The sequence below is a fragment of the Albidovulum sediminis genome (genome assembly GCF_025380365.1).
GTDB lineage: Bacteria > Pseudomonadota > Alphaproteobacteria > Rhodobacterales > Rhodobacteraceae > Albidovulum > Albidovulum sediminis.
In genome coordinates, this window is sequence record NZ_JAOCQF010000003.1 from 412,380 (window position 1) to 434,530 (window position 22,151).

Sequence of the window (22,151 nt, forward strand, 5' to 3'; positions counted from 1 at the left end):
ATCCTCGAACGGAGCAGTCGGCGGGCAGGCTTTGCCGCGCAGGGGCAGGTGGGAATCGGATGGGCTGGCTTGTCGTCGCAAGTCACGCGCGTGGCCGAAAGGTCGCGCAGGGGCGGCCGAAGCACCGGCTGCTGTCGTCGGGCAGCCTGATCTGGGAACTGGACTTCGCCACGCTGCGCCCCGCGCCGCAACTGATCTATCGCGCCCGGACCGCGACCGCCTCCATCGACCTGAACATCCTCAGGCAAGACCGGGCGCACGTCATCTTGCGCGCCGGCGATCAATTCTGCCAGGTCGCGACGGGTTTCGACCGGACGGCCGCCCGTGGCGCACTGCGGCTGACGCTGCGCTGGGACTGCATTTCGGGGGAAACGACGCTGACGGCAGAGAACCTGGCCCAGGGAACGTTGCGCCAGCAGGTGGTCGATCAGGTTCCGGCCCTCGCGGCGGAGGAGCTTTCCAACCTCGCGCGGCAATGGGACGTTCGGAATCCGGCCCTGGTCTGGCACGCCGCGGCCGATCACCTTCACCCGGTGGGACCGGGCATCTGCATGGCGGGCGCCACGCCCATCGCGACGACGCGCGGGACGTTGCCGCTGTCCTCGGTGCGCGCGGGTGATCACGTTGTCACGCGCGGCGGGAGCAGAGCCGCGGTCCTCTGGTGCGGCTCGGTCGAGGTGCCGGCCCTTGGCGCCTATGCGCCTGTGCGGCTGAAGGCGCCGCCCTTCGGGACCGCCGGCGACCTGATCGTGCACCCCGGCCATCGCCTCGCGCTGTCGGGAACCGAGGTCGAGTACCTGTTCGGCGAGGAGGAGGTGCTGGTCGAGGCCGGCGCCCTGGTCGATGGGGAAACCGTCATCCCCGAACCGACCGGGCCGCTTTTCCGCTACCACGGCCTGCTTCTGGACGACCACCACATCATCGCGCCGGGCGGCTGCGCGATGGAAAGCCTGTGTATCGGTGCGCTGGCGCGCGACCGCGATCTGGCGCTGACGACCCCCCTGGGCGAACTTGCGCGGGCGGGGCACCTTCCGGTGCAGCGCCGCACCGCCCTGCGCGATGCCGAACCCTACGAAGCCGCCGCCCTCGCGATGGCGCGGCGTGCCGGCCGGTCCCTGTTCGCCGCCTAGGGCTTGTCGAAGAACGGCGTCATCTGCGCGACGATTACCGCGTTTTCGGCCAGCGCGCGATCCATCAGGGCGCGTTCCTCGTCGGCGATCTCGTGACCCTGGTCGATCCGCTCCTGAAGCGTGCCGTAGCCCGTCACGTCAAGCGGGTTGAGATCGGCCTGCTTGAGGACGGCGACGGTTTCGCGCACCGCCTCGTCCTCGTCCACACCCGAGGCATAGACCATCAGCGCGGCACCGGTCGCACCCTTGGGCAGGCCGTCGCCGGACTTGCGGCCAACCTGGACCAGCAGCGTGTAGACTTCCTGCGGGCGCTTCGTCTTGCGCGGCTTGTCCTCGGTCATGGCGGCCTCCTCTTGCCGGCGTTGGGTCGCGTGTCCGCGGTTCCGTGTCAAGGGCCGTGGCGATCAGCCGGGGTGCAGCGCGCCGTCCCGCACGACAAGGTCGGCGCGCGCCCTGGCCGCCATGACGCGGGCGGCATTGGGCAGGTCGTTGCTGCCCGCGCGATCGCGCGCGGCGTCGGGCGCAAACCCATAGGACAGCCAGCGATCCACCAGGCGGCGTTCAAGTTCCTGCATCGGCACGTCGAGAAAGATCGAAAGATCCCACAGCGGGGCTAGGCCGCGCCAGGGATCCTCGTCCAGCAGCAGATAGTTGCCCTCGACCACCACCAGCCGGGTTTCCGCGCGGATCTCGGCCGCGCCTGCGATGGCGATTTCCCGGTCGCGGTCGAAGACCGGCAGGATCACCGACGGCTCCTCGCGCACCCGGCGCAGGGTGGCGGCGAAGCCCGCGAAGTCGAAGGTCTCCGGGGCACCCTTGCGGGGCAGAAGGCCCCTCGGTTCAAGCAGCCGGTTGTCGAGGTGGAAACCGTCCATCGGCATCAGCACCACGGCATGACCCCGGGCCACCAGGGCCGAAACCGTCCGCTCCGCCATGGTGGATTTCCCCGCGCCGGGGGGGCCCGCCATCGCGACAATCCGGCGCGGTGCGTCGCGGCCGGGAACCAGTGGCGCGATCCGTTCGGCCAACGCCGTGGCGATCCGGTCCACCTCGTCCTGCATCCGTCCTCCCTTTCCTTGCCCAGCGCAGAGCATGGTCGCCGCCCTTCAGGCGATCCTGGCAAGCGCCGGTCAGACCCGTTCCAGGATCAGGGCCGCACCCTGCCCGACGCCCACGCACATCGTGCACAGCGCATAACGCCCGCCGGTCCTGCGCAGCTGGCGCGCGGCGGTCAGCACCATGCGCGCACCGGACATGCCGAGGGGATGACCGAGTGCGATGGCCCCGCCGTTCGGGTTCACATGCGCCGCGTCGTCGGGCAGCCCGAGCGCGCGCAGCGTCGCCAGCGCCTGGCTTGCGAACGCCTCGTTCAGTTCGATCAGGTCCATCTGGCCGATGGTCAGCCCTGTCCGCGCCAGCAGCTTCTGCGTCGCCGGGACCGGGCCGATGCCCATGATGCGGGGCGCCACGCCGGCAGATGCCATCCCGACGATCCGCGCAACGGGCGAAAGGCCCTGCGCCCTGGCCGCCGCCGCGCTGGCGACCAGAACCGCCGCCGCGCCGTCGTTCACGCCCGAGGCATTGCCCGCCGTCACGCTCAGGTCCGGGCCGTTCACGCCCTTGAGCCTGGCCAACGCGTCGGCAGTGGTTCCGGGGCGGGGGTGTTCGTCGACATCCACGATCACCGGGTCGCCCTTGGGCCGGGGAAGCGTGACCGGCACGATTTCATCCGCAAAGACGCCGGCGGCCTGTGCGGCCTCCCACCGTGCCTGGGAACGGGCGGCGAACGCATCCTGGTCCGCGCGGGCGATGCCGAAGTCCGCGGCGACATTGTCCGCCGTCTCGGGCATGGAATGGGTACCGTGGGCGCGCTCCATCTTCGGATTGACGAAACGCCAGCCGATCGTCGTGTCGTGGATGATGGCCGCGCGCGAAAAGGCGCTGGTCGCCTTGGGCATGACGAAGGGCGCGCGGCTCATGCCTTCGACGCCGCCTGCAATCAGAAGATCCTGATCTCCCGACCGGATCGCGCGCGCGGCGATGCCCACGGCGTCAAGGCCGCTGGCACACAGCCGGTTCACCGTGACCCCCGGCACCTCGATGGGAAGCCCGGCCAGCAGCGCGGCCATGCGCGCGACGTTGCGGTTGTCCTCTCCCGCCTGGTTCGCCGCGCCCAGGATCACGTCATCGACCGCGGACCAGTCGACCTGCGGATTGCGCGCCATCAGGGCCGCAATCGGGATCGCCGCGAGGTCGTCCGTGCGAATGCCCGACAGCGCCCCGCCGTAACGCCCGATAGGGGTCCGGACCCCGTCGCAGATGTAAGCATCCATTCGGTTCCTCCATTCCGGGCCGTCGGTTTCGGCGACCCGGCAGGGTCAGTCCAGGCGGCGCAGCCCGCCGATTACCAGATCGCAGACAAGATTGGCATAGGCTTCGCGCGCCGCCCGGTCCGCCTTTCCGTCCCATTGATAGTGCCAGTTCGTCATGGCGAAGACCGACATCGTCACCGCCCGAAGGCGTTCGCGATCCTCGGCAACCGACGCTGGCGCCAGGCGGCGCAGCCGGTCGCGCACCACCTGCACTAGATCGCGCTGGTAGCCGCGCAGGATCTCTTGCGAGGTTTCCGGCAAGGCGCGGATCGCGTTCAACTGGACACCGTGTTCGGCATCCGCCCCCTCATAGGCCAGAAGCAGTTCGGCGACGATGGCGCGAAGCTGGGCCCCGGGGTCCTCGCTGTCGAAGACCAGACCGGTGACGCGATCGCGCAGGCTGGACAGGTGGGTGTCGAGGATGTCGAACAGCAGCGCCTCCTTGCCCGGGTAGTAGTGGTAGATGTTGGCCTTCGAGATGCCGCAGGCCGCCGCCACCTGCGCCATCGACGCGCGGCCATACCCTTCCTCGGCAAACAGGCGCGCCGCCGTCTTCAGGATCGCGTGGCGCTTGTCGTCGTGGTCGCTGGCAATGGGACGTGCCACGGGATCAGGCCTTCTGCCGGTTGTCGACGACACGCCTGGCCTTGCCTTCGGACCGCGCGACCGTGCCGGGGTCGTTCACCACGACCTCGACCGAGATCCCTGCGACGTCGTGCACGTGCCGCGCGAGCTCCCGCGCCTGGGCCACACGCTCATCCTGCGAGGCATGTTCGGGCAGGGGCTCGACATGAATGCGCATCGCATCCATCCGACCCCTGGAAAGCATCTCGATCTGGAAATGCGGTGCAAGGCCGGCGGTGCGCAGCACCTGCTCCTCGATCTGGGTGGGGAAGACGTTGACGCCGCGCAGGATGATCATGTCGTCGCTGCGGCCGGTGATCTTCTCCATCCGCCGCATGCTGCGCGCCGTTCCGGGCAAAAGCCGGGTGAGGTCGCGGGTGCGGTAGCGGATGACCGGCAACCCCTCCTTCGTCAGGGTGGTGAAGACCAGTTCGCCCATCTCGCCTTCGGGCAGGACCGCGCCGGTCTCTGGGTCGATGATCTCGGGGTAGAAGTGATCTTCCCAGATGTGCAGCCCGTCCTTCGTCTCCACGCATTCGTTCGCGACCCCCGGCCCCATCACCTCGCTGAGGCCGTAGATGTCGACCGCGTGCATGTCGAATGCCTCCTCGACCTCGCGCCGCATGGCGTTGGTCCAGGGCTCCGCCCCGAAGATCCCCACATCCAGAGAGGAGCCGCGCGGGTCGAGACCCATCTTCCGGTACTGTTCCAGGATGTTGAGCATGTATGACGGCGTGACCATGATCGTCGAGGGGCGGAAATCCTCAATCAGCATCACCTGCCGCTCTGTCATGCCGCCCGAAACCGGGATGACGGTGCAACCCAGCTTCTCGGCGCCGTAATGCGCGCCAAGCCCGCCGGTGAACAGGCCATAGCCATAGGCCACATGCACCTTGTCGCCGGGGCGCGTGCCGCTGGCGCGCATGGACCGCGCGACCAGCCCCGCCCAGATCTCGATGTCGCCAGCCGTGTAGCCGACCACGGTCGGCTTGCCGGTGGTGCCGGAAGAGGCGTGAACGCGCACGATCCGGTCCTGCGGCACGGCGAAAAGGCCGAAGGGGTAGTTGTCGCGCAGGTCCGCCTTCGTGGTGAAGGGAAACTTAGCGATATCCGACAGGGTGCGCAGGTCGTCCGGATGCACGCCGGCGGCGTCAAAGCTTTGGCGGTAGTGCGGGACATTCTCATAGGCGTGACGCAGGGACCATTTCAGCCGCTGAAGCTGGAGGGCCGAAATTTCATCCCGGCTGGCAATCTCGATCGGATCGAGGCTGGCGCGCGGCGGGGTCAGGTCCTTCATGGCCGATCTCCTTCGGTGTCGAACAGGCTTCCCGGTATGGCGCGCGACTGGCCACGGAATTCGGCGATCGCGGTGCCGTCCTGACGGGCCACCGTCACGTCGTAGATGCCGGACCGTCCGCGCAGCTGCACCTCGCGCGCGCTGGCGGTCAGGACGTCGCCGACATGGCCCGCCGCCAGATAGGTGATGGTGTTCGTCTGTGCCACCGTGCGCTGTCCGCGGCTGTTGCAGGCGAATGCGAAGGCGCTGTCGGCCAGCGCGAAGGTCACGCCCCCGTGCAACATGCCATGGCCGTTGCAGTGATGCGGCGCGACCCTCAGCGTCAGCACGGCCGTGCCTTCCGCAACCTCGGCCAGTTCAAACCCCAGCCAGCGGGAGGCCGTGTCCTCCGCCCACATCAGGGCCGCCGCCCGTTCCGCGATGGTTCCGGTCATGGGCGGCCCCCGGCAAAGCGCGGCGCGCGTTTTTCCAGAAAGGCGCGCACGCCCTCGGCGTAGTCGGGCGAGGCGCCGCAGGTCTTCTGGAACTCCGCCTCAAGCTCAAGCTGCGCGTCAAGCGTGTTGGTCGCGGCCGCCTGGATCGCCCGCTTGGTCAGCGCAAGGCCCAGCGTCGGGCCATTGGCGAGCGACTCGGCCAGCGCCCGCGCCTCTGTCATCAGCGTCGCGTCGGGAACCGCCCTCCAGACAAGGCCCCAGTCGGCCGCCTCGCGCGCGGTCAGCGGCTGGCCGGTCAGCGCCAGCGCCTTGGCGCGCGCCTCGCCCAGAAGTCGCGTGAGGTTCCAGCTGCCGCCGGCATCGGGCACAAGGCCGACCTTGGCGAAAGACTGGATGAAGCGCGCGCTTTCGGCGGCCAGGACGATATCGCAGGCCAGCGCTAGATTGGCCCCGGCGCCCGCGGCCACGCCATTGACGGCGCAGATGACCGGAAAGTCGAGCGACCGGATGAGGCGGATCAGCGGGTTATAGAACTCGTGCAGCGTCCTCGACAGATCAGGCGCGCCGGTCATCTTCGCCGGGTCGCGGTCGCCAAGGTCCTGTCCCGCGCAGAAACCGCGCCCGGCTCCGGTCAGCAGGACCGCACGCGCCCCGCCATCGCGCGCCGATTCCAGTGCGGCGCGAAGCGCGCGGTGCATGTTGTCGTTGAAACTGTTCAGGCGATCGGGCCGGTTCAGCGTGATTTCCACCCACGCGCCATGGCCGGTCACGAGAATCGTCTCCGACATCTGCGTCCTCCTCCGCTTCCCCCTCGTCCGCGCCAAAAGCCTTGCATAAACCAACCGGTCGGTCAATATAGCCTTGCCCGTCGTACCGGTCCGAGAAGAGGAGCCGACCCGATGCAGGATATCTCGAGCCACGTTCTGGGCCGCTGGATCGGTCCCGGCCCCGGCGCCCGCGAGATTGCGAATGCGGTCACAGGCCGGCCCCTCGGGCGCGCGGGCAACGACGATCTGGACTTCGGCGCGATCCTCGACTTCGCCCGATCGCGCGGAGGGCCTGCCCTGCGCGCCATGACCTTCCACGAGCGGGCGCGGATGCTGAAAGCGCTCGCGCAGCATCTGAGCGCGCACAAGCAGGTGCTTTACGACGTGTCCTACGCGACCGGCGCCACGCTGGGCGACCACGCCTTCGACATCGACGGCGGGATCGGGACGCTGTTCGTCTATGCCTCGAAGGGCAGGCGCGAACTGCCCGACGCGCAGGTTCTGCTGGACGGCGGGCTTGAGCAGATGGGCCGGGCGGGCAGCTTTCTCGGCCAGCACATCTACACGCCGCTCCGGGGCGTGGCGGTGCATGTCAACGCCTTCAACTTCCCGGTCTGGGGGATGCTGGAAAAGCTCGCGCCCAGCCTGCTGGCCGGGGTGCCATCCGTGGTGAAACCGGCGACCGCAAGCTGCTACGTAACCGAAGCCTGCGTGCGCCTGATGATCGACAGTGGGCATCTGCCGGAAGGCGCGGTGCAGCTGGTGACGGGGGGGCTTGGCGATACGCTCGACCTGCTCGACAGCCAGGACGCCGTGACCTTCACCGGGTCGGCGGCGACGGCGGTCCGGCTGCGCGCGAACCCGAACCTGATCCGCAAGGCCGTGCGCTTCACCGCCGAGCAGGACAGCCTCAACGCCTCGATCCTTGGCCCGGACGCCGGGCCCGGAACGGCTGAGTTCGACCTGTTCGTCAAGGAAGTCACGCGCGAGATGACCGTGAAGGCGGGGCAGAAGTGCACCGCGATCCGCCGCATCATCGCGCCCGAACCCCTGGTCCAGCCGTTGATCGAAGCGGTATCGGCGCGGCTTGCAAAGGTGGTGATCGGCGACCCGAGGGTCGAAGGGGTGCGCATGGGCGCGCTGATCTCGCAGGACCAGAAGGCCGATGTCCTTGCCAAGGCGGCCGTGATCGCGACCGAGGCGGAATGCGTCTTCGGCGTGCAGTCGGGACTTGCCCCGGTGGGCCCCGATGTCGAGGGCGGCGCCTTCGTGGCGCCCACGCTTTTCCTCTGCGCCGACCCCGACCGCGCCCGGAAGGTGCACGAGACGGAAGCCTTCGGGCCGATCTCCACGATCATGCCCTATCGCGATGCGGAACACGCGGCCACGCTCGCCAATCGCGGACGCGGCAGCCTTGTCGCTTCCATCGTCACGCATGACGCGGGCTTCGCGCGCGATGTCGCACTGGAAATCGCGGCCTGGCACGGGCGTGTCTACATCAATGACCGCGACAGCATGGCCGAGGCGACGGGCCATGGCGCGCCGATGCCGCACATGGTCCACGGAGGACCGGGTCGTGCGGGCGGGGGCGAGGAACTGGGCGGGATACGCGGCGTGAAACACTTCATGCAGCGCACCGCCGTGCAGGGCAGTCCCGCCATGCTGACCGCGATCGGCGGCAGATGGGTGCCGGGGACCGCGCCGGTGACGGCGCCGGCCCATCCCTTCACCCGGCGCTTCGGCGACCTCGGCATCGGCGAAACGCTCACCACGGCGCCGCGCACCATCACGCTCGCGGATATCGAGCACTTCGCGCACTTTACCGGCGATACGTTCTACGCGCACATGGATGAGGCGGCGGCGGCCCGGAACCCGTTCTTCCCCGGTCGCGTCGCGCACGGTTATCTTCTTCTGTCCTTCGCCGCGGGGCTTTTCGTCGAGCCGAACGAGGGGCCGGTGCTGGCCAATACCGGGCTTGACGCGCTGCGCTTCGTCAGGCCCGTCGTGCCGGGCGACAGCATCCGGGTGACGCTGACGGTGAAGGAAAAGACGCCGCGCACGCCGGAATACGGCGAGGTGCGGTGGCATGCGCGGCTCGACAATCAGGATGGCGACAAGGTTGCGGACTACGAGCTTTTGACCATGGTGGCGGTCTGAGGCGCAGGCCGCCGCAGCCGGGGCGGCCGCCGCGCGAGGGCGCGGCAGGCCCGGACGACAAGCCGGATGACATGGGGACGCCCACATGCAACATTTCGGCAACAGGGCAGAACACCCGTATGGCGGCCATGCCGGGCGCGGCAAACTTCGACAGGCGGAACAGCCTGAACGGATACAACAAGGGGAGGAGACCGAATGGCTGATCGCAGAACAATTCTCGCCGTCCTTGGTGGCCTGGCGCTCGCCGCGGGGACGGCGACGGCGACGCTGGCACAGGACGTAACGCTGAAGCTGCACCAGTTCCTGCCGGCGCAGGCCAATGTCCCGAAGCTGATCCTCGATGTCTGGGCCGACAATGTGGAAAAGGACTCGGGCGGGCGGATCAAGGTCGAGCGCTTCCCGGCGATGCAGCTTGGCGGCACGCCCCCGGAGCTGATCGACCAGGCGATCGACGGCATCGCCGACGTGGTCTGGACGGTGGTCGGCTACACGCCGGGGCGCTTCCCCTCGACCGAGGTGTTCGAACTGCCCTTCATGGTCTCCGACGCGCGTGCCGCCTCCGCCGCCTACTGGCAGATGTTCGAGCGGCACATGAAGGAGACCGAATTCGCCGATGTCCACATCCTCGCGACCTGGGTGCACGGGCCGGGCATGTTCCATACCAACAAGCCGGTCGAGCATCCCGCCGACCTTCAGGGGATGAAGATTCGTGGCGGCGGTCGCATGGTCAACGAACTGCTGGACCTTGCGGGGGCGACCCCCGTCGGCATGCCCGTGCCCGCCGTATCCGAGGCGCTGGCGAACGGGGTGATCGACGGCGCCACGATCCCCTGGGAGGTCACGCCCGCGCTGAAGGTGCCCGAACTGGTGAAGAACCACACCGAATTCGAAGGCGCGGCGCTTTACAACCTGACCTTCGTGCTGGCGATGAACAAGGAACGCTACGAAAGCCTTCCCGATGACCTGAAAGCGGTGATCGACAAGAACTCGGGGCTGGAGTTCTCGGTCTTCGCCGGCGGCACGCAGGCGGATGCGGACGGCCCGGCGCGGCAGATCGCCGTGGACCTCGGCAACAACATCATCACCGTGAGCGCGGCCGACGCGGAGGAATGGCGCAAGGTGGTGGAGCCGGTCTATGCCAAATGGGTCGAGGACATGGCCGCGCGCGGAATCGACGGGCAGGCGCTGATCGACGAGGCCCGGTCCCTGATGGACGCCTACGGCAAATAGGACGCCGGAACAGGGCCGTCCCGTCCCGCGCCGGTGCCCGCGCGGGTTGCGGGGCGCCGCGTGCAAGGGGGTAGCGATGCATCGCAAGGTGACGAAACTGGCGCGGTTCATGGCCGTCCTCGGCGGGTTCGTGCTGGTTGCGCTGATCCTGCTGACGGGCGTCTCGGTGGCCGGACGCGTCCTCAACACCTTCCTGCACGGCAGTTTCATGCAAGGCCTCTCGCCCGACCTTGCGGGCCGGCTGATCGCCCTCGGCATCGGCCCGGTGAACGGCGATTACGAACTGGTCGAGGCGGGCATGGCCTTTGCGGTCTTCGCCTTTCTGCCGCTGTGCCAGATCACCGGCAGCCACGCCTATGTCGATGTCTTCACCGCCTGGCTTCCACCCCGCGCAAGCCGGGTTCTGCGCGCCGTGATCGAGGTCGCGTTCGCCGTCATCCTGGTGGTGATCGCGGTGCAGCTGCACGAGGGGCTGCAATCGAAAGTGCGGTCGGGCCAGTCCACCTTCCTGTTGCAGACGCCGGTCTGGTGGAACTACGCGGCCAGCCTGCTGGGCGCCGCCATCGCCGCGCTGGTCGGCGCCTACATGGCCGCGGTGCGGGCTCTGGAAGCGGTGAGCGGCCGGGTGATCGTCGCCGAAGGGCCGGAGGCCGTGCATTGAGCGGCCTTGAAATCGGCCTTTGGTCCTTCCCCGCACTTCTCGCGCTGATCTTCGTGCGCGTGCCGATCGGGCTGGCGATGTTCGTCACCGGCGGCTTCGGGCTCTGGCTGGTCAGCGGCATCAACCTGCCGCTCGCCAAGCTCAAGACCGAGACCTATTCGACCTTCTCGAACTATTCCCTCTCGATCGTGCCGATGTTCCTGCTGATGGGACAGTTCGCAACGCTCGGCGGCATGTCGAGCGCGATCTTCCGCGCCGCGGAAAGCTGGCTCGGGCACCGCAGGGGAGGCGTCGCCATGGCCGCGATCGGCGCCTGCGCGGGTTTCGGCGCGATCTGCGGCTCATCGCTCGCCACCGCCGCCACGATGAGCCGCGTCGCCCTGCCCGAGCTCAGGGCCTACGGCTATGCCGGCGGGTTCTCGACCGCGACGCTGGCGGCGGGCGGGACACTCGGCATCCTGATCCCGCCCTCGGTGGTGCTGGTGATCTACGCGATCCTCGCCGAACAGAACATCGCCAAGTTGTTCCTCGCGGCGGTCATCCCCGGCCTTCTGGCTGCTGTCGGATACCTGATCACGATCTCGATCTATGTCCGCCTGTACCCCGGCCGCGCCGGCGTGCGAGCGCCGGTCCCCTATGCCGAACGCTTCCGCGCGCTGATCGACGTCTGGCCGGTGCTTCTGGTCTTCGGGCTGGTTGTCGGCGGCATCTACCTCGGCTGGTTCACGCCCGCCGAAGGCGCCTCGGTCGGGGCGATCGGAACCGGGGTGATCGCCTTCCTGAACGGCGGCCTGCGCTGGCGGTCCCTGGTCGAAAGCTTCATGGTGACCGCCCGTTCGACCGCGATGATCTTCTTCATCATTCTCGGGGCCGCACTCTACAACGGCTTCCTCGCCCTGACGCAGGTGCCCCAGGAGATCTCGGCCTTCGTCACCGGCCAGGGTTTCAGCCCCTGGACGGTGCTCGCGCTCATCCTCGTCTTCTACCTTGTGCTGGGCTGTATGATGGACAGCCTGTCGATGATCCTGCTGACGATTCCGATCTTCTTTCCCGTCATCATGTCGCTCGACTTCGGGATGAGCGCCGAGCACACGGCGATCTGGTTCGGCATCCTCGTGCTGATCGCGGTCGAGGTCGGGCTCATCACCCCGCCGGTGGGGATGAACCTGTTCATCATCAACGCGATGGACCGGTCGACGCCGATGGTCGAGACCTACAGGGCGGTGCTGTTCTTCGTCGCCTCCGACATCGTGCGGGTGGCGATCCTGGCTGCTTTCCCGGTGATCACGCTGGTCCTGCTGCCCGGTTAGCGATCATCGCCGCCAGTCGGCGAAGGCCACGCCCCGCCGCGCGCAATCGGCGATCAGCGGGGCGGGCGCCCACGCCACCGCATCCTCCGCCGCCAGCGCCTCAAGCGCATCCTGCAGGGCGGGCGCGCCGATCACATCCGCATGATGCATAAGCCCGCCGCGCCAGCGCGGAAATCCGTAGCCATGGACGGTGACCAGATCGATGTCGGCGGCGCTTTGCGCGATCCCCTCGTGCAAGATCGCCGCGGCCTCGTTGATCATCGCCAGAACCAGGCGGCGCGAAATCTCCTCGGGCGCAAAGGTGCGCCGGGAAATCCCGGCGGCCCGCGCCTCGGCCAGGATCACCTCCTCCACGACGGGATCGGGCGTTCGGGCGCCACCGGCGTGACTGTACCAGCCAGCGCCGGTCTTGCGGCCCAGCCGGCCGGCCTCCACCAGGCGGTCGCCGATCGGGATATAGCGCCAGGCGGGGTCGCGGGTGGCATCCTGCCTGCGCCGGTTCGCATGCGCGATGTCGAGGCCCGACAGGTCCTGCGCGGCATAGGGCCCCATCGCGTAGCCGAACGCCTCCATCGCCGCGTCGACCTCCGACGGCAGCGCACCATCCATCAGCAGCGTGTCGGCCGCCTCTCGATAGCGGGCAAGGATGCGGTTGCCAATGAAGCCGTCGCAAACGCCGGCCAGAACGGGGACCTTGCGCAGGACGCGGGCCAGGGCGAAACCCGTGGCAAGGGCGGCATCCGACGTCGCTGCGCCGCGCACGATCTCCAGCAATTTCATGACATGCGCCGGCGCGAAGAAATGCAGCCCCACCAGCCGCGCAGGGTCGTCCAGCCTGCGCGCGATCGCGTCCACATCGAGGTAGGAGGTATTGGTGGCCAGGATCGCATGCGCGGGCAGGGCAGCCTGAAGGCGCGCGAAGACTTGCTGCTTGACCTCCATGCTTTCGAACGCGGCCTCGATGGCCAGATCGGCCGTGCCCGCGTCGCGGTAGTCATCGCTCGCCGCAAAGCGGCCGCGCCGCGCCTCGGCCCCGTCCCGGTCGATCAGGCCACGGTCCAGACTTTCCGCAATGATCTTTTCGACATTCGCTCGTGCCCGCTCCGTGCCTGCCGCATCGGTTTCAAGGATTGTCACCGACAGACCCGCGTTCAGCAGCGCGCAGGCGATGCCCGACCCCATCGTGCCGCCCCCCACCACCGCGACATGCCGCACCGGAACCGGCGCCGCCGTCAGCCAGTCGGGCGCGCGGGCGCCGCGTTCGGCGAAGAACAGGTGACGCAGGGCGCGCGCCTGATCGGACTGCCGAAGATCCAGAAACGCCGCTCGCTCGGTCCGGAGCCCCTCGGCCAGCGGCAAGCATTGCGCCTGTTCCAGAAGCTCGATCGCACGCAGGGGGGCGGCCTGTCCGCGCATCCTGCGTTCGGCAGTGGCGCGCGCGGCCGCGAAGGCCGCCGCCGGCGCCGCCGCGACCGGCCGCGCCCCCACCGGGACCGCCGCCGCAAGACGATCTGCCGGGAACTCCGCCGCGCGGGCCACCGGATCGTCGTCGATTGCATCGACGAGGCCGAGGCCAAGCGCCTCTGACCCCGGCACCGCCCGACCCGACGGTACCAGATCAAGCGCGCGTTCCATTCCGACAAGGCGCGGCAGGCGCTGGGTTCCGCCCGCACCGGGCACGACGCCCAGCGTCACCTCTGGCAGGCCGATGGTGGCGTCAGGGCGCGCGATGCGGATGCGGCAGGCAAGCATCACCTCGGCCCCGCCCCCCAGTGCCGCGCCATGCACCGCCGCGATCCAGGGCACGCGGCTTACCTCGATCCGGTTCAGGACGTCGGGCAGGTGCGGGGGTTCGGGCGCGCGGTCGAACTCGCGCGCATCCGCCCCGGCGGCAAAGCCCCTGCCCGCACCCGTCAGGATCACCCGCTCCAGCCCCTCGGCCTCGGCCCAGTCGACAGCGTCGAGCAAGCCCTGCCGGATCGCGCGGTTGATGGCGTTGACCGGCGGATTGGCCAGTTCGACATATCCGCAGGCGCCTTCCTTGCGGCGATTGACTGCCATCGTTTCCTCCGTTTCCGCGCCTGTCGCTGCCGCGGCGACACCTTCGCCCGGCCTTCGTCAGAAAACGCTGTCCGGTCGCCCAGTTCAAGCCCGTCGCCGCGCGCGCCGCGACCCCTTTCGATTTCAGAACTGGCCCAGATGCGGCTCCAGAAGTGCGCGGCAGGCGGACCGTGCAGCCGCGGCCGGCATAGAGTCGGGTTCGATGCAATGCTGGATGCCAAGCCCGTCGACCAGAGAGATCAGCGTTCTGGCCAATAGGTCGGTATCCACCGTCCGCCCGTTCCGCTCTGCCGCCTCCGCGATCGCGCCGGCGACGTCGCGCACGAATGCGGCATACTGGACGCGATGCTCCGCCCTCAGGTCGTCGTTTATCGAAATCTGGCCCCAGAGGGTCAGCCAGATGTTGAAGGATTCCCGGTTGAAGACCTCGGGCACGAAGAAGGCGTCGAGCAGGGCTGAAAGCCGCGTTTCGCCGGGGACCACCGGGCGCGTCAACCGGGTCGAGTCGCCGTACATATGCGCGTAGACGGCCGCCAGAAGCGCGTTCATCGAGCCGAAGTGATGGGTGATCAGACCGCGCGACACCCCCGCCTCGACGCAGATCCTGTCCACGGTGAATTCCTGGATGCCGCCGCGCGCCATGCAGGCAAGACCGGCGGCGACCAGTTCGGCGCGCCGCTCCTCGCTGCTCAGACGGTTGAAACGTGGCGCCCGTCGCTTGGTGTCCATTCCGCTTCCCCAGGGTCTGCGGCGCCCGGTCAAGGCGCCGCAGGTCATGCCAGTCAGATCCGCGCGAACCGTACCGGGTCGGGGTGACCGTCGGCAAGGATCACCGGCTTCAGGTCCGCATCGTGAATCGCGACCAGCGGTTCGAAGCAGATGAAGACGAATGAGCCGGATTCCTCCATCAGGTCCTCCATCCGGTTGAACATTGCCCGGCGCTTGTCCGGATCGCGTTCGGTCAGCGACTTCTGGTACAGCTCCTCGTATTCGGCGCTGTCGAAAAAAGTCCAGTTGTAGACACCGATCTGGTCGGGGCGGAACCAGACGAGGTTTTCCGTCGGGTCGACGCCGCCCGCGAAGGATTGCAGCACCAGTTCCAGCGACAGGTAGTCGTCGCCCGCCGTCTTGTCGCCCAGCGCCCAGTAGGCGGCTTCCTCGGTCGGTTGGATCTCGACCGTGATCCCGGCCTCCGCAAGGCTGGCCTGGATGATCTGCGCGATGGTCTGCGACGTCGAGTCGGTCAGCGCGACAAGGTTCAGCGTCAGCCCCTCGGCCCCCGCCTCGGCCAGAAGCGCCTTCGCCCTTTCCACGTCGCGCGTGTCGATGATGTTCTTCTCGCGCGCATAGGTGGTGCCGGGCTGGACGACCCCCGCGGACCGGCCCACAAGCCCGTCGTAGGCGCCTTGCAGGACGGCATCGCTGTCATAGGCGTACTGGATCGCCTGGCGCACGCGGATGTCCTTCAGCGGTTCGGCGTTCTGGTTGACCGTCAGCCAGACATAGCGGGTGGATTCCGCCTCGATCAGGGTGGCGCCTTCCGGCATCGCCGCCTTCAGCTGGCGGACCGCGCCGGCAGCGACGCGGGTATAGTCGAAGGCATCGGCCTCGTAGGCCAGTTGCGCCGCCTGATCGTCGGCCTGGATGTAGATTTCCACGGTCTCGAAGGCGGGTTTTTCACCGGTCCAGCCAGGGTTCGCCTTCAGCGTGACCTTCTGCTGCTGCTCCCACGCCTCCAACAGGTAGGGGCCGCACTGCGCCGGGATCTCGGTGGTGTAGCTGCCGCCCGCCGCCTCGACCGCCGCCTTGCAGACGATGTGGCCACCGTAATAGGGCATGGCGATGACGATGAAGGGCGCGAAGGCCTCGGTCAGGTGGATCACGCCGTTGCGTGCGTCGATGACCTCGACCTCCTTCAGCTTCTCGAACTGGTAGGCCCAGGCGCTGTCGGACCCGGCGATGCGTTCGTAGGAGAACTTCACGTCCTCGGCCGTGACCGGGCCATAGTCGCCCGTCCAGGTCAGCCCCTCGCGCAGGGTGAAGGCAAGCCGGGTATCGTCGAGCCATTCGAGCGTCTCGGCCGCGTAGAGTTCCCAGTTGTTGCCCTCGCGCATGTCGCCCATGCGCACCAGCGACACCTGCGTGCAGCGCGGGATGACCTCGTCAAGGCCGCCGATGATGCCCCAAGGGTCCAGCACCTGGAAATCGGCCTCCATCCGGATCCGCAGCGTGTCGCCCTCTGCGGCCCAGGCAAAGTTCGGCGCTGCCACCGCCGAGGCGAGGCCCGCCCCCGCGCGTTTCAGAAATCCGCGTCTGTCGGTCGTCCACTTCATCTCATCCTCCCTTTTTTGTCGTCTCGGGGAAATGGCACCGGGCGAAGTGCCCGGTACCGATGGTGTGCAGCGCCGGGGCGGTGCTGCGGCAAATGTCGCGCGCGATCGGGCAGCGGGTGTGAAACTCGCACCCCGTGGGACGCCGAAGGATACCCGGCACCTCGCCCCGGATCGCAAGATCGGCGCGGCGCAGGCGCGGATCCGGCCGGGGCTCCGCCGCGATCAGGCTTTGCGTGTAGGGGTGGCGCGGGCGGGCGAAGATTTCGGCGGTCGGCCCCGTCTCGACCAGGCGGCCGAGGTAGAGAACGGCGATCCGGTCGGCCACGTGGCGGATCAGGGCGAGGTTGTGGGTGATGATCAGATAGCTGAGGCCGTGCCGGTCCTTGAGGTCGGCCATCAGGTTCAGGATCTCCGCCTGCACCGAGACGTCGAGGCCGGCGGTCGGTTCATCCGCGATGACCAGCGCCGGCTTCAGCGCCAGCGCCCGCGCCACGCCCACCCGCCGCGCCTGCCCGCCGGACAGTTCGTGCGGATAGCGGGCGGCCATTTCGGGCGGCAGCCCCACCTCGGCAAGCAGGTCAAGCGCCTTCGCCCGGCGGTCTCCGGCCGGGGCGCGGTGGATCACGAAGGGCTCCACCACCGCCTCGCCGACCGACATGCGCGGCGACAGCGAGGCGGCGGCATCCTGGAACATCAGCGCCGTGCGTCGACGAATCGCCCGGAAATCCGAACCGCTTTCCAGCGGCGCGCCGTCGAAGCGCAGGGTCCCGGCGCTGATGGGCTGCAACCCGAGGACCGCCCTGGCCAGTGTCGTCTTGCCAGATCCGCTTTCGCCCACGAGACCCAGCGTCTCTCCCCGCTTCAGGTCGAGCGTGACGCCAGACAGGATGTTGATCGCCGGCCGCCCGCGCGACGGGAGCCAGCCGCCCGATGGCAGGTCGACGCCAAGCCCCTCGATGGCCAACAGCTCGTCGGTCACGGCGCGACCTCATGGCATAGGGCGGAACGGTCCGGGCCCAACACAACCCGCGGCGGCGCGTCGGTCAGGCAGCGCGCCGTGGCCTTGCTGCAGCGCGGCGCAAAGGCACAGCCCGGCGGCGGCGTGCGCAGGTCCGGCAACCGCCCGCCGATCGCGGGAAGACGGCCCGACCGCTCCTCGATGCGGGCGGGGTCGCAGGCCAGTAGCGCCTGCGTGTAGGGATGGCGCGGATCGTGGTAGAGATCATCCACCGGAGCCTCCTCCACCACCTGGCCCGCGTACATCACCGCGACGCGGTCGCAAAGCTCCGCGATCACGCCCAAATGGTGGGTGACGATGACGATGGCGCAGCCGTAGTCCGCCTGCAATTCCCGCAAGAGGTGGATGATCTGCGCCTCCATCGTCACGTCGAGCGCCGTGGTCGGTTCGTCCGCGATCAGCACCGCGGGCCGCATCAGCAGCGCGGCGGCAATCGCTGCGCGCTGGCGCATGCCCCCGGAAAACTCGTGCGGAAAGCGCCTCATGGCGTGATCGGGGTCGGATATGCCCACCCGCGCCAGCATCCCGCACGCGGCCTGCCACTTGTCGCGGCGCGAGGCCCCGGTGCGGTTGAACTGGAAATCTACAAGCTGCGCGCCGATGGTCAGGACCGGGCTGAAGGCGGTCATCGGGTCCTGGAAGACCATCGCCACCTCGGCACCGCGCAACCGCCTGCGATCGTCCGCAGAAAGGTGCAGGATGTCCTCGCCCCGCAGCCGGATCGCGCCCGATGTCCGTTCCGCATTGGCGCCGGTCAGGTCGATCATGGCCGCCGCCAGCGTCGACTTCCCGCAGCCGCTTTCGCCCGCGATGCCCAGCACCTCGCCCGGCCTGATCGCAAGTCTCACGTCGCGCAGGACATGGACCGCGCCACCCGGCACGCGGTAGCGCAGGGACAGGTTCTCGACCGACAGGATGGCTTCGGTCATCGCGCCCCCCGTCCCTGCAGCCGGGGATCGAGCGCATCGCGCAGCCCTTCGCCCAGGAAGGTGAAGCCGAGGGTGGACAGCACCAGCGGCAAGCCTGCGATCATCACCATGTAGGGCGCCGCCCTGAGCGAGGTGTAGCCGTCGTAAAGGATGTTGCCCCAGGACGGCGTCGGCGGCCGCACCCCGAGGTTCAGGTAGGAGAGCCCGGCCTCGAGCATGATGACCACGGGGATGTCCATCGACAGCAGTATGACCAGCGGCCCGACCACGTTGGGCAGCATGTGACGCAAGAGGATGCGCGCGCCCGATGCGCCCATCGCCCTTTCGGCGACGATGAAATCGGCCCCCGCCAGGGCCAGCGTCTGCGCCCGGATCAGCCTTGCATAGGCGGGGATCGACACCAGCACGACGACCAGGATCAGCGTGCCGGTGCCCGGCCCCATCACGGTGATGACGGCAAGCGCGAACATGATCATCGGCAGCGACGACAGGGAGTCGAACAGCAACACGAGCAGCCCGTCGAGCCAGCGCGGCCCGAACCCCGCGATCATGCCAAGGACCAGCCCTGCCAGACCCGCCAGACCGACCGCGGTGATGGCGATCGAAAGGGCCGTCCGCGCGCCGTAGATGATCCGCGAGAGGAGATCCCGGCCCAGCTGATCGGTGCCCGCCAGATGCGCAAGGCTGGGCGGCTGGAACTTTTCGACGACGTTCAGGCGGATCGGATCGGCGGGGGCGATCCAGGGCGCGAACAGCGCCATGGCGACGAACAGGGTCACCAGCCCCAGACCGAGCGCGGCCATGGGGTCGCGCAGAAGCGCACGCAGGACCGTTTTCCTACCGGCGGAAGGCATCGCGCACCCTGGGATCGAGCCGGGCGATCAGCAGATCGGCGGCGGTGACGATGAAAAGGTAGAAGGCGGTCATGAACAGGACCGTTCCCATGACCACCGGGTAGTTACGCTTCTGCACCGCCCCGGTGATCAGCGTGCCGATGCCCGGCCGCCCGAAGACGGTCTCGACGAAGACCGCGCTCGACAGGATCGACCCGAGCCCGACCGCCAGAAGCGCGATCGTCGGAATGATCGCGACGCGCAGGCCATAGCGCAGGACGACGCGGGTTTCCGGCAGGCCGAAGGCGCGGGCGGTGCGAATGTGGTTCTCCCCCATCACCTCGAGCAGCGAGGCGCGGACAAGCCGTGCAAGGTAGCCGACCCATCCGACGCCGAGCGCAAAGGCCGGAAGGATCAGCGCCCGGATCTGGCTGGCGGGGTCGCCCGGCGTTCCCGCCCCGATCGCCGGCAACCAGCGCAGCCAGACCGCGAAGATCAGGATGGCGTAGATCGCGACGACGAAGGCGGGGACCGAGATCAGGCCCACCGACACGACCCCCAGCAGCCGGTCAGCCCACGTATCGCGCCACACCACCGCCGCGGCACCAAGCGCGATGCCGAGCGCGAGCGCCCAGCCAAGCGCGGCGACGCCAAGGATCAGCGTATTGGGAAAGAACTCCAGGATCTGGTCCAGGACCGGCCGCTTGGACCAGACGTCATACCCCAAATCCCCCGTCAGCGCGCTGCGGAAGAAATGCCAGACCTGCCACAGGATCGGCTCGTCAAGGCCCATCCTTTCGCGTAGCAGCGCCTTGAGTTCCGGTGTCGCGCGCGGGCCCAGCGCCAGCGACGCCGGATCGCCCGGCACCAGAAACACCATCGCGTACATCGCAAGCATCACCGTGACCAGGATCACGACGGCAAGGGCGATGCGCTTGATGGCATATCTCAGCATGGCGCGCTGTGCCGGCTCCTTTCACAGATGGTCCCTGGGAATGCGCTCGTCCCAGCTGCGTTCGAAGATGGTGGCGCCGTTCTCGGTCACGCGCAACGTCGCCTCGACCCGGAAGTGGGTCGCGCTGCAGGTCAGCCGCCCGGTCGAGTGATGGCCGAAGCGGCCGTCCTTGCGGGCAATCTCGACGTTGCAGGCGGTCTCGCAGGTGGCCGACAGCGGATCGCCGTCGCGGATGCGATAGCGCGCGAAGGAATCCGAGGTGACGGTCTGTCCGATGTCCGTCATCTCCTTCGAAGAGGTCCAGCGCGGGAAATCCACCACCATCTCCCCGCTCAGGAGATCGCGGCGGACGCTGCGCCTGACCTCGGCTTCGACCGGCAGATCGACCGAGGGCGTCGGCGCCGCCATCTCTGCCGGCCCGAAGGGCCTGAGCGCGGCATCGGCGGGATCGGCGGGTCGGACAGGCAGGGCAAGCCGTGTCGCGCCGGTCTGCAGCGTGAGGGTCGCCAGTTCCGGCGACGGCCAGCAGATCGGCCAGTAGGTCGTTGACAGCGAGACCGCGATCCGGTGCCCCGCCGGGAAGGAATGCGCGATATCGTCAAGGTCCACCGTCGCCGCGTAGTCCCGCCCCGGTTCCAGAACCGCGGCATCTTCGTGGCTGTCACGATGCGTAAGGTTCAGGCAGCCCAGAGAAACCCGCGTGGACCGGCCATCCGGCATGACATCGTTCAGCCGAACCGCGACCAGGGCCAGGGGCTTGTCGACACTGAAGCGCAGGTGAAGCTGCGGCGCGCCGAGAATGTCGACCTGTTCCGTCAGCGGGTCGGACAGAAAGACGAGCGAGCCGCCGTCATCCTCGCGCTGGTCTGTCGGCCATTCGGCATCCTCTCCGTACCTGCCGACCTCTCCCGCCGCGAGGCCGACCCAGAGCGGTGAGCAGATCGAAGCCGGTGCAGACGGAGCGGCACGGTCGCCGAGATGACCGCCCGCGTTCAGGTGCAGGTCCCGCCAGTGGATACGCGGCGATGGCCATTGCGCCTCGGCCACCCAGCGCCCCGGACGCTCCAGATAGCAGGTCGACGGCGGGACGCTGTCCTGCATCCAGACGCGGTACATGGGTTCGTCCATGATCCCGGTATCGCGGCCTTTCATCCAGTGGTCGCACCACCGCGTCACCTCCTGAAGCCAGCCGATCGCCGGCTGCACGGCCACGTCGTGCGGGAACGAATGCGCCCAGGGCCCGATCAGCCCCATCCGCGGGCCCGACAGCCCGGCCAGCAGCCGCGGCACGCTTTCGGAGTAGTTGTCCGCCCAGCCCGAGACGGCGAGGACGGGGATCGCGATGGCCGATAGATCCTCGCAGACCGACCCGTGCTTCCAGTAGGCATCGCGGCGCTGATGGGCAAGCCAGTGCAGGATCCAGGGCTGGTTGTGCTCGATCCGGGCCTGCCACATCGCGCGCCACTGCGGGCCGACGATCTCGGGGTCGGGCGGAAGGTCGTTGTGGCCGAACATCGTCTGGGACCAGTCGAAATTGTCCTTCGACAGGCACCCTCCGACATAATGCACATCGGTCGCATAGCGGTCATCGGTGGACCCCACGGTGATGATCGTCTTCAGCGCGGGCGGCCTGCGCGCGGCAATCTGAAGGCCGTTGAAGCCGCCCCAGGAAATCCCGTACATCGCCACCTGCCCGTCGCACCAGTCCTGCGCGGCGATCCAGGCGATGGCGTCGCAGCCGTCGCGAATTTCCTGTTCGGTGTATTCATCGTCGATCAGCCCCTCGCTGTCGCCGGTGCCGCGGATGTCGAGCCGGAGGCAGGCATAGCCGTGCCCGGCCAGCCAGGCGTGCATCTTCTGGTCGCGCGCCCGCGTCCCCTCGCGCTTGCGGTAGGGCAGGTATTCGAGGATCACCGGAACCGGCCCCGCACCCTTGGGCCGCCACAGCTTTGCCGCCAGACGCGTGCCATCCGGCAAGGGCACGAAAATGCTCTCCACGATCTCGACCGCGTGGGGGAACTCATTCCGGATCATCGTCAT

General features: G+C 68.4%; 20 protein-coding genes. 5 read left to right on the top strand and 15 right to left on the bottom strand.

Translation table 11 applies throughout. The features are described 5' to 3' along the window. Positions 1-59 precede the first annotated feature (59 nt). On the top strand, positions 60-1,130 hold the full coding sequence (locus tag N5I32_RS16965; protein ID WP_261497096.1) for a Hint domain-containing protein: 1,071 nt from the start codon (positions 60-62) through the stop codon (positions 1,128-1,130). Here N5I32_RS16965 and N5I32_RS16970 read toward each other — a convergent pair. From N5I32_RS16970 to paaG, 7 genes are all read right to left on the bottom strand, one after another. Continuing rightward, positions 1,127-1,471 (bottom strand): DUF8846 family protein, encoded by a 345-nt coding sequence (locus tag N5I32_RS16970; RefSeq protein WP_261497097.1) that lies wholly within the window; start codon positions 1,469-1,471, stop codon positions 1,127-1,129. The two genes, N5I32_RS16965 and N5I32_RS16970, sit on opposite strands and share 4 nt — an antisense overlap. A gap of 63 nt (positions 1,472-1,534) precedes the next feature. After that, entirely contained in the window at positions 1,535-2,191 is a 657-nt protein-coding gene (locus N5I32_RS16975) for a nucleoside triphosphate hydrolase (protein ID WP_261497098.1), read from the bottom strand. A 69-nt stretch (positions 2,192-2,260) separates the two neighbouring features. Then, positions 2,261-3,463: a 3-oxoadipyl-CoA thiolase gene (gene pcaF, locus N5I32_RS16980; protein ID WP_261497099.1), complete on the bottom strand. Its 1,203-nt coding sequence runs from the start codon at positions 3,461-3,463 to the stop codon at positions 2,261-2,263. 45 nt (positions 3,464-3,508) lie between these two features. Next, a complete protein-coding gene (locus tag N5I32_RS16985) occupies positions 3,509-4,108 on the bottom strand; it encodes a TetR/AcrR family transcriptional regulator (RefSeq protein WP_261497100.1) in 600 nt (199 codons plus the stop codon). 4 nt (positions 4,109-4,112) lie between these two features. Continuing rightward, positions 4,113-5,423 (bottom strand): phenylacetate--CoA ligase PaaK, encoded by a 1,311-nt coding sequence (paaK, locus tag N5I32_RS16990; protein WP_261497101.1) that lies wholly within the window; start codon positions 5,421-5,423, stop codon positions 4,113-4,115. Next, the gene (gene paaI / locus N5I32_RS16995; RefSeq protein ID WP_261497102.1) at positions 5,420-5,857 is read right to left on the bottom strand and encodes a hydroxyphenylacetyl-CoA thioesterase PaaI; all 438 of its coding nucleotides are present in this window, start codon (positions 5,855-5,857) and stop codon (positions 5,420-5,422) included. Before paaI ends, paaK begins: the two co-directional genes overlap by 4 nt. Next, on the bottom strand, positions 5,854-6,645 hold the full coding sequence (gene paaG / locus N5I32_RS17000; protein WP_261497103.1) for a 2-(1,2-epoxy-1,2-dihydrophenyl)acetyl-CoA isomerase PaaG: 792 nt from the start codon (positions 6,643-6,645) through the stop codon (positions 5,854-5,856). Before paaG ends, paaI begins: the two co-directional genes overlap by 4 nt. Before the next feature lie 111 nt (positions 6,646-6,756). On the opposite strand from paaG, the gene paaZ reads away from it, so the two are divergent. The 4 genes from paaZ to N5I32_RS17020 all read left to right on the top strand — a co-directional run bounded on the left by paaZ (position 6,757) and on the right by N5I32_RS17020 (position 11,982). Next, positions 6,757-8,781: a phenylacetic acid degradation bifunctional protein PaaZ gene (paaZ, locus tag N5I32_RS17005; RefSeq protein WP_261497104.1), complete on the top strand. Its 2,025-nt coding sequence runs from the start codon at positions 6,757-6,759 to the stop codon at positions 8,779-8,781. A 195-nt stretch (positions 8,782-8,976) separates the two neighbouring features. After that, on the top strand, positions 8,977-10,011 hold the full coding sequence (locus N5I32_RS17010; RefSeq protein ID WP_261497105.1) for a TRAP transporter substrate-binding protein: 1,035 nt from the start codon (positions 8,977-8,979) through the stop codon (positions 10,009-10,011). Positions 10,012-10,087: 76 nt separating this feature from the next. Beyond that, on the top strand, positions 10,088-10,672 hold the full coding sequence (locus N5I32_RS17015) for a TRAP transporter small permease (RefSeq protein WP_261497106.1): 585 nt from the start codon (positions 10,088-10,090) through the stop codon (positions 10,670-10,672). After that, positions 10,669-11,982 (top strand): TRAP transporter large permease, encoded by a 1,314-nt coding sequence (locus N5I32_RS17020; RefSeq protein ID WP_261497107.1) that lies wholly within the window; start codon positions 10,669-10,671, stop codon positions 11,980-11,982. Before N5I32_RS17015 ends, N5I32_RS17020 begins: the two co-directional genes overlap by 4 nt. A 3-nt stretch (positions 11,983-11,985) precedes the next feature. Here the strand turns inward: N5I32_RS17020 and N5I32_RS17025 are convergent, their stop codons facing one another. The 8 genes from N5I32_RS17025 to N5I32_RS17060 form a co-directional block, all read right to left on the bottom strand. Continuing rightward, entirely contained in the window at positions 11,986-14,043 is a 2,058-nt protein-coding gene (locus N5I32_RS17025; RefSeq protein ID WP_261497108.1) for a 3-hydroxyacyl-CoA dehydrogenase NAD-binding domain-containing protein, read from the bottom strand. Between the two features lie 123 nt (positions 14,044-14,166). Further along, positions 14,167-14,772, bottom strand: coding sequence for a TetR/AcrR family transcriptional regulator (locus tag N5I32_RS17030; RefSeq protein ID WP_261497109.1), 606 nt, complete (start codon positions 14,770-14,772; stop codon positions 14,167-14,169). Between the two features lie 53 nt (positions 14,773-14,825). Next, on the bottom strand, positions 14,826-16,376 hold the full coding sequence (locus N5I32_RS17035; protein WP_261497110.1) for an ABC transporter substrate-binding protein: 1,551 nt from the start codon (positions 16,374-16,376) through the stop codon (positions 14,826-14,828). Between the two features lies 1 nt (position 16,377). Then, positions 16,378-17,355, bottom strand: a complete 978-nt coding sequence (locus N5I32_RS17040) for an ABC transporter ATP-binding protein (RefSeq protein WP_261497111.1) — start codon at positions 17,353-17,355, stop codon at positions 16,378-16,380. Continuing rightward, positions 17,352-18,323: an ABC transporter ATP-binding protein gene (locus tag N5I32_RS17045; protein WP_261497112.1), complete on the bottom strand. Its 972-nt coding sequence runs from the start codon at positions 18,321-18,323 to the stop codon at positions 17,352-17,354. The genes N5I32_RS17040 and N5I32_RS17045 overlap by 4 nt, the downstream gene beginning before the upstream one ends. Continuing rightward, the gene (locus N5I32_RS17050) at positions 18,320-19,177 is read right to left on the bottom strand and encodes an ABC transporter permease (protein ID WP_261497113.1); all 858 of its coding nucleotides are present in this window, start codon (positions 19,175-19,177) and stop codon (positions 18,320-18,322) included. Before N5I32_RS17050 ends, N5I32_RS17045 begins: the two co-directional genes overlap by 4 nt. Next, positions 19,161-20,111, bottom strand: coding sequence for an ABC transporter permease (locus N5I32_RS17055; protein ID WP_261497114.1), 951 nt, complete (start codon positions 20,109-20,111; stop codon positions 19,161-19,163). The genes N5I32_RS17050 and N5I32_RS17055 overlap by 17 nt, the downstream gene beginning before the upstream one ends. 21 nt (positions 20,112-20,132) lie before the next feature. Then, positions 20,133-22,151, bottom strand: coding sequence for a CocE/NonD family hydrolase (locus tag N5I32_RS17060; protein ID WP_261497115.1), 2,019 nt, complete (start codon positions 22,149-22,151; stop codon positions 20,133-20,135).

Bases quoted from the DNA above. Each gene is read 5' to 3' on its own strand.
- N5I32_RS17035 (WP_261497110.1), bottom strand. From the start codon at position 16,376: ATGAAGTGGACGACCGACAGACGCGGATTTCTGAAACGCGCGGGGGCG.
- N5I32_RS17030 (WP_261497109.1), bottom strand. From the start codon at position 14,772: ATGGACACCAAGCGACGGGCGCCACGTTTCAACCGTCTGAGCAGCGAG.
- N5I32_RS17055 (WP_261497114.1), bottom strand. From the start codon at position 20,111: ATGCTGAGATATGCCATCAAGCGCATCGCCCTTGCCGTCGTGATCCTG.
- N5I32_RS17045 (WP_261497112.1), bottom strand. From the start codon at position 18,323: ATGACCGAAGCCATCCTGTCGGTCGAGAACCTGTCCCTGCGCTACCGC.
- pcaF (WP_261497099.1), bottom strand. From the start codon at position 3,463: ATGGATGCTTACATCTGCGACGGGGTCCGGACCCCTATCGGGCGTTAC.
- N5I32_RS17025 (WP_261497108.1), bottom strand. From the start codon at position 14,043: ATGGCAGTCAATCGCCGCAAGGAAGGCGCCTGCGGATATGTCGAACTG.
- paaG (WP_261497103.1), bottom strand. From the start codon at position 6,645: ATGTCGGAGACGATTCTCGTGACCGGCCATGGCGCGTGGGTGGAAATC.
- N5I32_RS17015 (WP_261497106.1), top strand. From the start codon at position 10,088: ATGCATCGCAAGGTGACGAAACTGGCGCGGTTCATGGCCGTCCTCGGC.
- N5I32_RS17010 (WP_261497105.1), top strand. From the start codon at position 8,977: ATGGCTGATCGCAGAACAATTCTCGCCGTCCTTGGTGGCCTGGCGCTC.
- N5I32_RS16965 (WP_261497096.1), top strand. From the start codon at position 60: ATGGGCTGGCTTGTCGTCGCAAGTCACGCGCGTGGCCGAAAGGTCGCG.
- N5I32_RS17050 (WP_261497113.1), bottom strand. From the start codon at position 19,177: ATGCCTTCCGCCGGTAGGAAAACGGTCCTGCGTGCGCTTCTGCGCGAC.
- N5I32_RS16970 (WP_261497097.1), bottom strand. From the start codon at position 1,471: ATGACCGAGGACAAGCCGCGCAAGACGAAGCGCCCGCAGGAAGTCTAC.
- paaK (WP_261497101.1), bottom strand. From the start codon at position 5,423: ATGAAGGACCTGACCCCGCCGCGCGCCAGCCTCGATCCGATCGAGATT.
- paaI (WP_261497102.1), bottom strand. From the start codon at position 5,857: ATGACCGGAACCATCGCGGAACGGGCGGCGGCCCTGATGTGGGCGGAG.
- N5I32_RS16975 (WP_261497098.1), bottom strand. From the start codon at position 2,191: ATGCAGGACGAGGTGGACCGGATCGCCACGGCGTTGGCCGAACGGATC.
- paaZ (WP_261497104.1), top strand. From the start codon at position 6,757: ATGCAGGATATCTCGAGCCACGTTCTGGGCCGCTGGATCGGTCCCGGC.
- N5I32_RS17060 (WP_261497115.1), bottom strand. From the start codon at position 22,151: ATGACGATGATCCGGAATGAGTTCCCCCACGCGGTCGAGATCGTGGAG.